We start from the raw sequence: 14,638 nt of genomic DNA, 5'->3' as shown, positions 1-14,638 counted from the left end.
TCTCCGCTTCCCAAGGAGCCTGATTTCCATGCCTTACAAGATCTCCCGCGCTTCCTATGCCAGCATGTTCGGCCCAACAGTCGGCGACAAGGTTCGTCTGGCCGATACTGAACTCTTCATCGAGATCGAGAAGGATTTCACCATCTACGGTGAAGAGGTTAAGTTTGGCGGCGGCAAGGTCATTCGTGATGGCATGGGGCAAAGTCAGGCAACGCGGGCTGAGGGTGCCGTCGATACCGTCATCACCAACGTGGTGATCATCGATCATAGCGGTGTTTACAAAGCGGATGTGGGCTTGAAGGACGGGCGCATTTTTGCCATCGGCAAAGCGGGCAATCCCGATACGCAGCCGGGCGTGACCATCATCGTCGGCCCATCGACGGAGGCGATTGCCGGTGAGGGCAAAATCCTGACCGCTGGCGGCATGGATGCGCATATTCACTTCATCTGCCCGCAGCAGATCGAGGAAGCGCTGATGAGCGGCGTCACCACCATGCTGGGCGGCGGCTCCGGCCCCGCGCATGGAACGCTGGCGACCACTTGCACGGGCGCGTGGCATATCGAGCGCATGATCGAAAGTTTCGATGCGTTTCCAATGAACCTTGCTCTTGCTGGCAAGGGCAACGCCTCGCTACCGGCACCGCTTGAAGAGATGATTCTCGCAGGTGCCTCGTCGCTGAAACTGCACGAGGATTGGGGCACGACGCCCGCTGCCATCGACAACTGCCTGACTGTTGCGGATCAATTCGATGTGCAGGTGATGATCCACACTGATACGCTGAATGAAAGTGGCTTCGTGGAAGACACAGTCGCGGCCATCAACGGACGCACCATTCACGCCTTCCATACAGAAGGGGCGGGCGGCGGGCATGCGCCTGACATCATCAAGATATGCGGCAATCCCAACGTTATTCCGTCTTCCACAAACCCGACTCGCCCCTACACCATCAATACGCTGGCAGAACATCTGGACATGCTGATGGTGTGCCATCACCTCTCGCCATCCATTCCTGAAGACATTGCCTTTGCGGAGAGCCGCATTCGCAAGGAAACCATCGCTGCCGAAGACATTCTTCACGATTTGGGCGCGTTTTCGATCATTNCATCTGACAGTCAAGCCATGGGACGTGTCGGCGAAGTGGCGATCCGCACCTGGCAGACGGCGGACAAAATGAAGCGCCAGCGTGGCCGCCTGAAAGAAGAGACGGGCGAGAACGACAATTTCCGTGTTCGCCGCTACATCGCCAAATACACCATCAATCCCGCTATCGCCCATGGCATCAGCCATGAGATCGGCTCCGTCGAAGTCGGAAAACGCGCCGATCTCGTGCTTTGGAACCCGGCATTTTTCGGTGTGAAGCCGGAAATGGTGCTGTTGGGCGGCTCTATTGCCGCAGCGCCTATGGGCGACCCGAATGCGTCGATCCCCACCCCGCAGCCGATGCATTACCGGCCGATGTTTGCCGCGCATGGCAAGCTGCTGACCAATTCTTCCGTGACTTTCGTCTCCCAGGCGTCGCTGGACGGCGGAATTGTGCAGCGCCTGGGTGTTGCAAAGAAACTGCTGGCGGTGCGCAATGTGCGCGGTGGTATTTCCAAGGCTTCCATGATCCACAACTCCCTGACGCCGCATATCGAAGTCGATCCCGAGACATATGAAGTGCGCGCAGATGGTGAGCTTCTGACGTGCGAACCGGCCACGGTTCTGCCGATGGCGCAGCGATACTTCCTGTTCTAGTGATCATCTGACGCGCAAGCATTTCCTCTTGTGCATGACTGCCCTGCGGTGCCAAGTTTTTGCTGCACTGCAAACATTTTTGCGGTATCGCAACAAGGTCAGTTCTAGAGGTGAATTGTTCCCAAGGCTTTTCACACGACACACTCGCACAGGAGAAANTCATGCTCGGTAAAAAAGTGCCTGCCGTCACCTTTCGCACGCGTGTTCGCGATGAGGCCGTTGGCGGCCCAAACCCTTACCGTTGGCAGGATTTGACATCCGACGATTACTTCAAGGGCAAGAAGGTCGTTCTGTTTTCTCTACCCGGCGCTTTCACGCCAACATGCTCTACTTACCAACTTCCGGATTTCGAAAAGCTGACGCCGGAGTTTCGCGCGTTGGGTATTGATGAAATCTACTGCCTGTCGGTCAATGACGCCTTCGTCATGAACGCATGGGCTAAAGGCCAGAACCTTGAAAACGTCAAGGTCATCCCTGATGGCTCAGGCGAATTCACGCGCAAGATGGGAATGCTGGTCGCCAAGGATAATCTAGGCTTCGGCATGCGCTCCTGGCGTTACGCCGCCATCGTCAACGATGGCGTAGTCGAGCAATGGTTCGAGGAAGAGGGTTATTCGGACAATTGCGAAAGCGATCCCTATGGAGTTTCCTCACCGCAGAATATTCTCGAAAATCTCAAGGCTCGCATAGCGGCCTGAATTTGATGAATGCCGATGTGAAGACCCGGAAGCGATTCCGGGTCTCTATGTTTTTNGATGTTGTTTTAGAGTTCGAAAATATTAACGACTGAGATATTGTTTAATTAAAAAANTATATAATACGGCTGAAACCTCCGCCGCCTGCTGACCCCGCCGTTTGTCATTAGACTAAAGAATGAAATGATCGGCATGTGCCGGGTTTCAAGGGTTTGATGCCCGTGGCACTCTGACGCACCCTTACATCTAGCTTACACGTGCACCGTAAAACTATCCTACAAATATACCTCTGGTAGTTAAAATTTTAGGAATTTCATTTACGACCAACCAATCTCTGATCACTATCGATTATGTCATACAAGGGTGGGGTGTGATGACTGACCGTTTGAGGAAATTTGTTTCATTAGAAATGAGTTTGAGCGACCCTGGCGAAGGTCAGAATCTCCGCACGTTTGCCGCCAAAATGGTGTTCATTTCCATTATCCTATCCGTGCTGGTCAGCTGCGTCGTTATCGCCATTGCGGGTTTTTTCAATGTTTTGCCTTTGCCGCTGCTGGAAGCATTGGTCCACAGCGTCATCATGGCCTGGATCGTCGGCGGTATCGTCACGGGAGTTATGTGCTCGGTCATCGGAAAAGCGATCCGCAAGTTGCACGCATCGCATGCTGAATTCGAACGTCTGAGCAAAACAGATACTTTGTCTGGTCTGGCGAACAGAAGAGCTTTCAACCAGTGCTTCGATGAAGTCGAGAACGACGCGTCGCTGGCTATCTTTGACCTCGACAGGTTCAAAGGCATCAACGATAATCATGGGCACGCCGCGGGTGACATTGTCATCAAAAGAGCCGCCGCCGCCATCGAGGATGTATTCGGTGAATTTCACTGTGTAGCGCGGCTTGGTGGCGAAGAGTTTGCCGTGATCGTTCGTGGCGGGAAGCGCAAGGATCGCCTGATCCTGATCGAACTGGCGCGCATTCGCGTGTCTTGCCTGACGATCAATTTTAATGGAACACAGTTGCAGACCACGGTTTCCGTTGGTGTCGCGGATATCGAGCCATCTCGCTCCAAACACGATACATTTGCCTCCGCTGACAAGGCGCTATATCTGGCCAAGGCGTCTGGACGCAATTGTGTTTGTCACGAAGAAGAATTGCAACTTTCACAGGCAGTTGATCAACTCAAGTCGACATTGCTCGCAGCTTCCTAATCGGCTTCGGGGCCGAACAGGCTGTGTAGGGCGAGGCATTTTATCGTCGGTGACTTGCATTCGATCTCTCGATCATCCAAGTTTCACAGAGACATAAACTCACCCTGGAAATATTATGCTGCGCGTACAATCCTATCTTCCCGCCGGCACGCCTGCGGACGAACCGACCGGCTACGTTACCCTTGCCCATGACCAGCGACACCTGCGCCGCAAGCTGCTGCATCTTCAGAATGACGAGATGGTCATGCTCGACCTGAAAGAGCCGGTGCTGTTTGCGCATGGCGATTTGCTGGTCATCGAAANTGGAGATCTGATCGAGGTTCGCGCAGCCGACGAGAAGCTTTTCGAAGTGACGGCAAAAAACACACTCCACCTCATCGAACTCGCTTGGCATCTCGGCAACCGCCATCTGTCGGCTCAGATTGAAGAAGGCCGCATTCTGATCCTTCGCGACCATGTGATCCGTTCGATGCTGGAAGGTCTTGGTGCCACTGTGCGTGAGGTGGAAGAGCCGTTCCAGCCTGCGAGCGGCGCCTATCATGCCCACGGTGGNCATTCGCATGGTCACGATCACAGCCACCACAGCCATGATTGATCGATGACAGCCAAGCGTAGCGTCGATGCGTTATTGCGCCTGCTGGCGTGGATGTCGCCCGCTTTTCCCGTTGGCGCATTCTCCTATTCCGGTGGATTGGAAAGCGCGGTCAACGACAGGCGTCTTGCGAACGCCCATGATCTTCGCGATTGGATTGGCCTGCTTTTGCATCGTGGAACGCTTTGGAACGACGCTGTTCTCCTGGCGCAAGCCTGGCGGTGCCATGACGATGCTGGGGACTTGGCCAAATTGGCAGCGCTTGCGCAGGCGTTGGCTGGTTCTGCGGAGCGCTACCGTGAAACGGTTTTGCTGGGCGAGGCCTTCATGGACGCCGCCACCGCTTGGCCGCATGATGTCTTCAGCCGCCTTCCGAAGGGAGCGCCCTATCCTGTCGCGGTGGGTGCCATAGCTGCGGCTCATGGCGTCGGCCTTGAGGACACGCTGGCGGCATACCTTCATTCCGGCGTGTCACAGTTCGTGTCTGCCGGTATTCGGCTGGGTGTTGCAGGCCAGAAAGACGGTGTGGCCATTCTCGCGCAATTGGAAGCAGATATCGCGTCTGTTGCAGACCGTACGACTGCGTCGACATTGGATGACTTGGGCTCCGCGACAATTCTTGCAGACACGGCATCGATGCGCCACGAGATACAGCACACACGTCTATTCCGCTCATAAGCCTCGAAACTCTATGAAANTAAGAATCATCTTGAAGGGAAATGGAATGAAATCGGGAAATGGTCCGCTCAGGGTCGGTATCGGTGGACCTGTCGGCTCCGGCAAAACGGCTCTGACGGAAAAATTGTGCAAGGCCATGAGTACCGATTATTCGGTTGCCGTTGTCACCAACGATATTTACACCAAGGAAGACGCCGAAGCACTGGTGCGTATGCAGGCGCTGCCGTCCGAGCGGATCGTAGGTGTAGAAACCGGCGGCTGTCCGCATACGGCCATCCGGGAGGACGCGACCATCAATCTTCAGGCCATTGCCGGCCTCAATGAACGCTTTCCCGATTTGGACGTCATTTNCATCGAATCCGGTGGCGATAATCTGGCCGCGACGTTTTCGCCTGATCTTGCAGATATCACGATCTATGTCATCTCGGTCTGTCAGGGTGAGGAAATCCCGCGCAAGGGTGGGCCTGGCATCACGCGCTCCGACCTGCTGGTCATTAACAAGAAGGATCTCGCGCCTTACGTTGGAGCCGATCTTGACGTCATGGACAATGATGCGACCCGTATGCGCCAGCAGATGCCATTCGTCTTTACCGATATGAAGCGTGGCGAGGGCGTGGGCACCATCGTTGACTTCCTCAAGCAGCACGGCGGTTTGTAACGTTCGATCGCTGCCGAGGCGGACTAAATCCGTTTCAGCGCCACGATATCCTTGATCTGAACGATACGTCCCCGCACGATGACGCCGGCGTCGCGAAGGCTGGAAAATGCGCGCGATAGCGCTTCCGGTGCAAGGCCGAGCTTGCCTGCGAGAACACTTTTTTGAAACGGCAAGCGCAGCGAATATGAGGTTGCGCCGCCGGGGCACTGCGCGATGAGATAGTTTGCCACACGTTGCGGCGCTGTCTGAAGGCGGTCGTTGGCCATGCTGTCCATGGTCGAGAGCAGGCTTCGGGAAAGGCTTTTCAGAATGGCCTTTGCCACCTGCGGCTCTTTCTCGATCATGGTTCTCAGATGGCTCAGCTCGAAACGCGCGAGCGTGCAGCTTTCTGCCGCCTGCGCATTGTAATGATAGTGGTCGGCACCAAAAATCAGGCATTCATTGAACGTATCGCCGGGGCCACATATTCTCACATCAGCTTCGCGTCCATCCTTGCTCAGACGGTAAAGACGGATGTAGCCGTTCAAAACACAAAATAGATGTTCTGCAACATCACCCTCGCGAAACAGAATGCTACGGTACGGCAGGGTAAGCACGCTTGATACGTCCATCAGCGTTGCTGTCGTGACGCCGTCAATTGCAGCAATGAGAGGCATGTGCAGAAAAGTACCATTTTTTNCTACATTTCGGATGATCGTGCTCACGCCTGTTTCGCTCCCCAACAATGGCCTGGCTGAGACGTGCCTGATGACCCGTTTGACGCTGATGGTGGAGACGATAGCAGTTGGGGTCTACGCTAAATTGATTTCGATCAACTCGTGCGATTTTTCAGAGGTGGAGCAAATAAAAAACGCCGAGCAGTGCCCGGCGTCTTGTGGTTTTTCGAACTATCGCTTCACTCTGCCGCAAGTGGGGGGAGGCGCAGGACATTGTTGGAATTGCCGTTGTTTTTCTGGCCCGTTCCGTTTTTCTGCTCGATGCTTGCCAGACGCTCTTCGAGGCCCGACAAGGTGTCTTGATTGGTCCTTGCCGCTTCAGACAGTTTCTCGTTGGACAGAACCGGATGCTCTTCTTCTTTCTTGCCTATGAAGCGACCGAAGAGATGGGCAAGCAACCGCGACAGATCATCCATGATGAGGAAGAAGGCCGGGACGACGACAAGTGACAGAACCGTCGAGACNATGATGCCGCCGATGACCGCGATGGCCATAGGCGAGCGGAACGAACCGCCTTCACCGACGCCGAGGGCAGACGGCAGCATGCCTGCCGACATGGCAATCGAGGTCATGATGATCGGGCGGGCGCGCTTGCGGCCAGCTTCTACCATGGCATGGACCCGTTCCATACCGTGACGGCGCATTTCGATGGCGAAATCCACCAGAAGAATGGCGTTTTTGGTGACGATACCCATCAGCATCAGGATGCCGATGAGGACGGGCATGGACAGGGCGTTGTTAGTAATGATTAGCGCAACCGCCACGCCGCCAATCGCCAGCGGCAGCGAGAACAGAATGGTGAAGGGTTGGATCACATCCTTGAACAACAGGATGAGAACGACCAGCACCAGCAGCAGACCGAGCAGCATGGCATTGGTAAAGCCACGCTGCATTTCACCCTGCACCTTGGCGTCTCCGCTTTCGGCCAGACGCACGGTGGCGGGCAATTGCGTTTCCGCCACGATGCGCCTGAACTCGGCCGATGACGTGTCCAGCGCCGTGCCGAAGGGAACATCTGAGCCTATGGACACCACGCGGTTACGGTCGTTACGCTTGATGGAGCTTGGACCTTCCGAATAGTCGATGTCGGCCACGCTGTAGAGCGGAACGGTGGCACCCGTCGCAGTCTTGATCTTTAGCGCGCGGATGGCTGCGAGATCACGACGGACATCGAGCGATGCCTGAACGCGGATGGGGATCTGTCGGTCATCGAGCGAAATCTTCGTCAATTGCGCGTCGATATCACCGATGGTGGCCACACGTACAGTCTGCGATATTTGCTGTGGCGTGATGCCGAGGCGCGCGATCTCGTCCTTGCGCGGGCGTATCTGCAGTTCGGGACGCGGAAGCGCGCCTTCCGAACTGACATTGACGAGGATGGGCGAAGCGCGAAGACTCGTTTCGAGAATGCCAACCGCTTTCTGCAAATCCTCTTCGCTTGACGACAGGAAATTGAAGCTGAGTTCGCGTTCGGCGCGGTCATTCAGCTTGATGATGCGCACGTCGGGAATGGTGTTTACACTGGCGAAAATGTCCCGCTCCACATCCCATTGCGGACGTGTTCTGCCGTTGTCGTCGACTTTCGGAAGATACTGGCCGATCAGCGGTATCGAGCCCAATCCATCATTGACCAGCGTTTTCACCAGCGAGTGGTCGATGTGTTGAAGAATGACGCGCACCGTTGCGCGCCGCAGCTCCAGATCGCCCTTCGGCGAGGCGCCGCCCAGAATGAAGACGCTCTCGACGCCGCTGATGCCTTTTACTGCCTGATAGATTTTCGACGTCGTCGTATCGGTTTCTTCCAGCGTTGCATTGGGAGGAAGCTCGATGGAAAGCACGACGCGCGATGCATCATCCGGCGGCAGGAAGCTGCCGGGAACACCGCTCAGGAGAATGATCGAACCGACGAGGAAGCCGATGGCGCCGAGCAGTGTGAGGTAACGCGCCCACCATCTGCTGGTGGTTGCCGTCACCATCCGCGTATAGGATTTCATCAGCCAGCCATCATTATCGTGGTGGTCATCTACGGCATCATCGGACCGCATGAGGTAAGCGGCCATCAACGGCGTGATGAGGCGCGCGACCATCAGCGAGAAGAACACCGAGAATGCCACGGTGAGGCCGAACTGGATGAAGTATTGGCCGGGTACGCCCGGCATGAAGGAAACCGGCACGAAGACGGCGATGATGGTGAAGCTGGTAGCAATCACCGCAAGGCCAATTTCATCGGCGGCTTCCAGCGAGGCGCGATAGGGCGATTTGCCCATCTTTATGTGGCGGGAGATGTTCTCCACCTCCACGATGGCATCGTCGACCAGAATACCGGTCGCCAGCGTCAGAGCCAGGAAGCTGACGAGATTGAGCGAAAAGCCCAGCACATCCATGACCCAGAAGGTTGGGATGGCTGACAAGGGGAGCGCCACGGCAGCAATCAGGGTCGCGCGCCAGTTTCGCAGGAACAGCAGCACCACAATGACCGCGAGAATGGAGCCTTCCACCAGAGTGTGAAGGGCTGCCTCATAGTTGCCATATGTGAAGTAGACGGCGTCATCGACCATTTCGATGGAGACGTTGGGGTGCTCTGCGCGCACCTTATCCAGATTTTGCGCGACGGTTTCCGCAACGGAGACTTCGCTCGCGCCCTTGGAGCGGAAGACGGCGAAGGTGACGCCCGGATTGCCGTTGAAGCGCGAGAAGGATTTCGGCTCTTCGTAGGTGTCGGTAACTTTTCCGAGTTCCGACAGCTTGACGAAGCGACCGTTGGACAGTGAAATGGTGGTGTTGGAAAGCTGCGCCACATCACGGGTATCGCCCAAGGTGCGGATCGTCTGCTCGTTACCTGCCACCTGTCCGCGACCGGAGCCGAGATCGATGTTGGTGCCGCGCAGTTGAGCGTTCACATCTGATGCGGTGATGCCGTACGCATCAAGCTTGGCTGGGTTGAGAGACACGCGTACTTCACGGTCGGCACCGCCGTAACGGTCGATCTTGCCGATGCCCGACTGGCCCTGAAGCGCCCGCTTGATTGTGTCATCCACGAACCAGGACAGCTCTTCCAGCGTCATGTTGGGCGAGGAAACGGCAAAAGTCTGGATCGCCTGTCCCTCGACATCGATCTTGCTGACAACAGGTTCTTCAATATCCGCAGGCAACTCGCTGCGGATTTTATCGATGGCGTCCTTGGTGTCCTGAACGGCTTCTTCCGTTGGTTTTTCGATACGGAACAGAACCGTGGTCAGCGACTGACCGTCGGTGACCGTTGACTGTATCTCATCGATGCCGCTGATGGAGGCAACCGCGTCTTCGACTTCCTTGGTGACCTGCGCTTCAAGCTCGGAAGGCGAAGCGCCGCTTTGCGTGACGGTGATCGCCACCACGGGAACGTCGATATTGGGAAAGCGTGTAATCGGCAGATCGTAGAAGGCTTTGACGCCCAAAAACAGCAGCAAGGCGAAGCAAAGCAGCGGCGCAATCGGATTGCGGATGGACCATGCGGAAAAGTTCATGGTGTTCTCTCAGTCAGTTCGAGGCTGCGGCGTCAGCCGGGACCGGGTTGATCTTGTCACCATCGCGCACGAATGCGCCTGCTTTTTCGACGACCACGTCGCCCGCTGAAATCCCGTTTTTGATTTCCACGAAGCCACCGTCCTGAATACCGATTTCGACAGCCACCTGTTTGACCACGCCATTTTCAACACGTCTGGTGGTCGATCCATCGCGGCCGGATGTCACTGCGGAGAGGGGGAGTGCCAAAGCATTGGCGGAGGCGATCACCACTTCGGCGCTGCCATACATGCCAGCGCGGGCAGGGCTGTCCGTTGGCAACAGGATATGGACGGAGCCGAGGCGCGTGGTGGCATCGACCGTGGGCGACACGAGCCGCACTTTGCCTTCGATCTTGTTGCGACCACCCGCCACCGTGATGATGGCTCTTTGCCCGACCTGAACTTTCTGGATATCGGTTTCCGAGAGATCGGCAACGAGTTCGATCGCGTTGTCTTTGATAACGGTAAAGAGCGGATTTCCGCTGCCGCTGGCAATGGCACCGACACGGGCATTCTTTGCCGATACGATTCCCGCAACCGGTGTCTTGACGCTTGTGCGCGACAGTTTGAGGTCGATGTCTTCTATCTGGGCATCCACGACCTTGATGTCGGCTTCACCGACGGTCACATTCTGTCTGGAGGCCTGAAGGCGGGCTTGTGCCACATCGGCAGCGGCAGCGGTCTGTTCGACCTGAGAGACCGAACCAGAGCCGGATTTACCGAGGCGATCCGCCCGGTCACGTTGGCGAACGGCGTCGTCGTAATTGGCCTGCGCCTCGATGACCTGCGCCTTGCTTTGGGCGACTGTGGCTTCGGCCTTTGCCCTGTTGGCTTGCAGCTGGCTTTTTNGTAGAATGAGGCTGTCTTTCGACAGTTCGGCAAGTGAGGCACCGGCCTCGACCTTGTCGCCTATATCGACATTCAATTTTTCGACCGACAGGCCGTCCACCAGCGGCTGCACGTAAATCTCATCAACCGGTTTGAGGGTTCCTGTTGCCACGACACGGTCCACGAGGTCGCGCTTGATTGCTTCGCTGACGACGATGGAGGGCAGGTTCTTGCGGTCGCCGCCACCCTGCGCGTTCGCCAGGCCAGGCACAAAGAGAGCCGAGACCATCAAAACCGAGAGCCGGGTTGCGAGTGTATTGCGATGCATGTGCCTGTCCGTTCCAAGGTCGGATCGCACGTCCTTCATGCACACTTTGTGTCTATGACGGTCATGCAACGATGAATGCAAGAAAGTAGGGTGACATCTCTTGCACTCACCTCGCAGATGTCTGCGTCCTCCACAAAACCCGCCCCTCTCAAGGGGCCAAGTCTACTGCGAGGCAAATATCCGAGCATGTCGTTGCGGAATGTAGTTCGTCACAGCGGTTAATTCAATCCGTCTCACTAATGGAACGAATGTGCCGCGTTGAATATCGCTGAACAGGCTGGCGAATGACGGTGGTCCGAGGCGCGACACTTTGCGCGCCTTGGTTGGTAGCAGCCTATTTCAGAGCGGCATCCGTGATTTCGGTGGTGAACGCGCCCGTCGGTTCCTTGGTGATGACGGGGTCGGAACCGCCGCCCAGCAAGGTTTTGACCGTGCGGTCGTAATCCGCCTTATCAAGCGCGCCGGTGGAGCCTGCCGTCAACTTGGCAACCTCAGTCATCATGCCCTTCTGGTGTGCTTCGGTCTGGGCGCCGGAGGCATCGTTTNCCAGAATGATATCGGCGGCATCATTGGGGTTTTCTTCCGCCCACTTCCAGCCCTTCATGGAGGCGCGCACGAATTTCACCATGTTCTCCTTGAGCTTGGCATCCTTCAGCTTGTCTTCCAGTACGTAAAGGCCATCTTCCAGCGTGGCCACGCCCTCGTCTTCGTATTTGAATGTGACGAGGTCGCTTGCCTTCACGCCCGCTTCCAGCACCTGCAGATATTCATTGTAGGTCATGGTGGAAATGCAGGCGGCCTGCTTCTGCAACAGTGGATCGACGTTGAAACCTTGTTTCAGAACGGTCACGCCATCGGCACCGCCGGTGGTTGGGATTTTCAGATGCGCCATCCATGACAGGAAGGGGTATTCGTTGCCGAAGAACCAGACGCCGAGCGTCTTGCCCTTGAAATCCGCAGGCTTGGTGATGCCGCTTTCCTTGAGGCAGGTCAGCATCATGCCGGATTTCTTGAAGGGCTGGGCGATATTGACAAGTGGCACGCCCTTTTCACGGGTGGCCAGTGCAGAAGGCAGCCAGTCGACCACCACGTCAGCGCCGCCACCGGCCAGAACCTGGGCAGGCGCAATATCCGGGCCGCCCGGCTTGATCTCGACATCGAGCCCTTCTGCTTCATAAAATCCTTTGTCCTTGGCGACATAATAACCGGCGAACTGGGCTTGCGTGACCCATTTCAGCTGAAGTGTGACCTTTTCGGCGGCCTGTGCGCCGAACGCCGTCATCAGCGTTGCTCCGGCCAGAAGCATGGATGCAAGTCTGTTTTNCATCGCTGTTCCCTTTTTTCGTTGTTTACGTGCGTCCACTGCGGACGGACGGATGCCAGAAGGTGACGGCGCGCTCTGCCAGCGCCACCAACCCGTAAAAGCCGGAACCCGCGATTGCCGCAACGGCAATCTCGGCCCAAACCATATCCACATTGCTCCGGCCCATTTCGGCGGAGATGCGAAATCCCATGCCCACGATGGGCGTGCCGAAGAACTCGGCCACGATGGCACCGATCAGCGCCAACGTGGAATTGATCTTCAGGGCGTTGAAGATGAAAGGCCATGCCGCGGGCAGGCGCAGCTTGACCAGCGTCTGCCACCAGCTCGCAGCATAGGTGTGCATCAGGTCTCGTTCCATGTGGCTGGAGGCCGACAGCCCCTGCACCGTGTTTACCAGCATGGGAAAGAACGTCATGATGACGACAACGGCGACCTTGGACTGCCAGTCGAAGCCGAACCACATGACCATGATGGGCGCAATGCCGACCACCGGCAAGGCCGAGACGAAGTTGCCAATTGGTAGCAGTCCGCGTTGCAGGAAGGGCGAGCGGTCGATGATGATGGCCATGGCAAAGCCCAAGCCGCAGCCCAGAACATATCCCGTCAGCACCGCTTTCAGAAACGTCTGCCGGAAATCCGCCCAGAGGATGGGAATGGAATTGATCAGGCGCAGGAAGATCGCGCTGGGCGCTGGCAGCAAGATAGAGGGAATGGCAAAGCCGTGCACCATGCCTTCCCACAATACGATGATGGCAGCGCCGAAGATGAGTGGTATCGCAATGCTGCTGGCGCGTTTTGCGGCCGGTGTTTGGAAACGCTGGCGCACCAGCCATTCGTTCAACGCCCAAGCGGCAAGCCAAAAGAAGATCGCGGCGATGACCCAACTGGGATTGCTCATGGCCGCTCTCCCATTCTTTTAAGCACGGCCGTATGCGCGATGCCGACAACCGATACGAGAATGGCAGCGACGGCTGCTGCCATGAACAGAGCGGCCCAGATTTGTACCGTCTGGCCATAATAGGAGCCGGACAGCAACCGCGCACCGAGACCCGCGACGGCGCCGGTTGGCAGTTCTCCAACGATGGCGCCGACCAGCGAGATGGCGACGGCGATTTTCAGCGAGGTGAAGAGGTAGGGCAGGGCAGACGGCCACCGCAACTTCCAGAAGATTTGCGACGGCGCCGCATGATAGGTGTGCATCAGATCCAGCTGAATGCTCTCAGGGCTGCGGAGCCCNTTCACCATGCCGACCACGATGGGGAAGAAGCTGAGGTAGGTCGAAATCAGCGCTTTCGGCAGCAAGCCGGAAATGCCGATGGAGTTCAACACGACGATAATCATCGGTGCCACTGCGATAATGGGGATCGTCTGGCTGGCAATGATCCACGGCATGACAGAGCGATCCATCGCCCGGTTATGGACAATGGCGACAGCCAACAGGATGCCAAGCACGGTCCCGATGGCAAAACCAAGCAGCGTCGCCGACAGTGTGATGCCCGCGTGATAGACAAGACTGCGCTTGGAAGTAATGGCCTTGTTGACGGTCTTATCCCACAATTCTGCAATGATCTGGTGCGGGGCAGGCAGCACCGGGCGTTCCTGCGCAAAGGTCTGCGGCAGCAGTTCGGCAAAGCTCAACTGCTGTCCTGCCCTAGTGGCCTGATCGCGCGCAAAGGGCATGTTGAGATAGACGACGGCGATGTGCCAGATGATGAGGATGGCGAGAAGGATGGTGAGGACAGGTAGGATGCGGTGCCGGAGGGTGGTCATGGGTGGCCCCGATCCAGACATTTGCAGAGGGCCTGCTCCAGTGAGATCGCAATGTAGTCGGGGTTATCGATGACCTGACTGTTATCGAACCTCAGCACCGTAAAGCCTTGAGATGCGAGAAAAACATCTCTTTNGATGTCGTGTTTCCGACCGTGCGTCGTTTCATGGCTATTGCCATCGACTTCTATGATGAAACGGGCAGACAGCCAGGCGAAGTCCGCAATATAACACCCAATGGGTGTTTCGCGCCGAAACCGTGCGCCTCTGGAGCGGAAATCCCGGAGAATATCCCACATGACCCGTTCGGCTTTCGTCATTTCCCGGCGCAAGGTCTTGGCACGCTGACGCGTTTTGAGTTCGATATTCGAATGCGCCGTGCGTTGCCTCCCCATTACCGGTAGCGTCTTGCGGCGTTCCCCCTCTGGCCTGCCGGCCATCTCCCCCACAAGGGGGGAGAAACCATGCTGCGTCCCCGAGGTTTCATTGGGTCGCGGGGNAAACGACTGGGTTAAGCCCCTCCCCCTTGTGGGGAGGGGTTGGGGAGGGGTTCTTGAGTTCG

13 protein-coding genes are annotated in these 14,638 nt (G+C 56.8%); 6 read left to right on the top strand and 7 right to left on the bottom strand.

Annotated elements, in window-relative coordinates; all coding sequences use genetic code 11:
* The first annotated feature begins 28 nt into the window (after positions 1 to 28).
* From ureC to ureG, 6 genes are all read left to right on the top strand, one after another.
* A complete protein-coding gene (ureC, locus tag CUC55_RS20840) occupies positions 29 to 1,738 on the top strand; it encodes an urease subunit alpha (protein ID WP_103089021.1) in 1,710 nt (569 codons plus the stop codon).
* 161 nt (positions 1,739 to 1,899) lie between these two features.
* The gene (locus CUC55_RS20835; protein ID WP_067644572.1) at positions 1,900 to 2,436 is read left to right on the top strand and encodes a peroxiredoxin; all 537 of its coding nucleotides are present in this window, start codon (positions 1,900 to 1,902) and stop codon (positions 2,434 to 2,436) included.
* A gap of 412 nt (positions 2,437 to 2,848) precedes the next feature.
* On the top strand, positions 2,849 to 3,640 hold the full coding sequence (locus CUC55_RS20830; protein WP_157940993.1) for a GGDEF domain-containing protein: 792 nt from the start codon (positions 2,849 to 2,851) through the stop codon (positions 3,638 to 3,640).
* Positions 3,641 to 3,755: 115 nt separating this feature from the next.
* The gene (gene ureE / locus CUC55_RS20825; protein WP_103089020.1) at positions 3,756 to 4,235 is read left to right on the top strand and encodes an urease accessory protein UreE; all 480 of its coding nucleotides are present in this window, start codon (positions 3,756 to 3,758) and stop codon (positions 4,233 to 4,235) included.
* A gap of 3 nt (positions 4,236 to 4,238) precedes the next feature.
* Positions 4,239 to 4,910 carry an urease accessory protein UreF gene (locus CUC55_RS20820; protein WP_067644578.1) on the top strand — a complete coding sequence of 224 codons (672 nt, stop codon included), beginning with the start codon at positions 4,239 to 4,241 and terminating at the stop codon, positions 4,908 to 4,910.
* Positions 4,911 to 4,956: 46 nt separating this feature from the next.
* Positions 4,957 to 5,568 carry an urease accessory protein UreG gene (gene ureG, locus CUC55_RS20815; RefSeq protein ID WP_103089019.1) on the top strand — a complete coding sequence of 204 codons (612 nt, stop codon included), beginning with the start codon at positions 4,957 to 4,959 and terminating at the stop codon, positions 5,566 to 5,568.
* Positions 5,569 to 5,591: 23 nt separating this feature from the next.
* On the opposite strand, the gene CUC55_RS20810 is transcribed toward ureG, so the two are convergent.
* The 7 genes from CUC55_RS20810 to CUC55_RS20780 all read right to left on the bottom strand — a co-directional run bounded on the left by CUC55_RS20810 (position 5,592) and on the right by CUC55_RS20780 (position 14,471).
* The gene (locus tag CUC55_RS20810) at positions 5,592 to 6,224 is read right to left on the bottom strand and encodes a Crp/Fnr family transcriptional regulator (protein WP_067645578.1); all 633 of its coding nucleotides are present in this window, start codon (positions 6,222 to 6,224) and stop codon (positions 5,592 to 5,594) included.
* A 239-nt stretch (positions 6,225 to 6,463) separates the two neighbouring features.
* Positions 6,464 to 9,790, bottom strand: coding sequence for an efflux RND transporter permease subunit (locus tag CUC55_RS20805; RefSeq protein WP_103089018.1), 3,327 nt, complete (start codon positions 9,788 to 9,790; stop codon positions 6,464 to 6,466).
* Positions 9,791 to 9,803: 13 nt separating this feature from the next.
* Complete coding sequence (locus CUC55_RS20800) at positions 9,804 to 10,946, bottom strand: efflux RND transporter periplasmic adaptor subunit (RefSeq protein ID WP_425352898.1); 1,143 nt, start codon at positions 10,944 to 10,946, stop codon at positions 9,804 to 9,806.
* A gap of 373 nt (positions 10,947 to 11,319) precedes the next feature.
* Positions 11,320 to 12,312, bottom strand: coding sequence for an ABC transporter substrate-binding protein (locus tag CUC55_RS20795; protein WP_103089016.1), 993 nt, complete (start codon positions 12,310 to 12,312; stop codon positions 11,320 to 11,322).
* A gap of 22 nt (positions 12,313 to 12,334) precedes the next feature.
* Complete coding sequence (locus CUC55_RS20790; RefSeq protein ID WP_067644591.1) at positions 12,335 to 13,207, bottom strand: ABC transporter permease; 873 nt, start codon at positions 13,205 to 13,207, stop codon at positions 12,335 to 12,337.
* Positions 13,204 to 14,079 (bottom strand): ABC transporter permease, encoded by an 876-nt coding sequence (locus tag CUC55_RS20785; protein ID WP_103089015.1) that lies wholly within the window; start codon positions 14,077 to 14,079, stop codon positions 13,204 to 13,206. Before CUC55_RS20785 ends, CUC55_RS20790 begins: the two co-directional genes overlap by 4 nt.
* Complete coding sequence (locus CUC55_RS20780) at positions 14,076 to 14,471, bottom strand: endonuclease domain-containing protein (RefSeq protein ID WP_103089014.1); 396 nt, start codon at positions 14,469 to 14,471, stop codon at positions 14,076 to 14,078. The genes CUC55_RS20785 and CUC55_RS20780 overlap by 4 nt, the downstream gene beginning before the upstream one ends.
* Positions 14,472 to 14,638: the final 167 nt, after the last annotated feature.

It is taken from the genome of Agrobacterium bohemicum, from assembly GCF_002896715.1.
In the GTDB taxonomy this organism is placed as follows: Bacteria; Pseudomonadota; Alphaproteobacteria; order Rhizobiales; family Rhizobiaceae; genus Agrobacterium; species Agrobacterium bohemicum.
The sequence above is the reverse complement of the archived record's forward strand: the minus strand, read 5'-3'. Positions and strand labels throughout refer to the sequence as shown.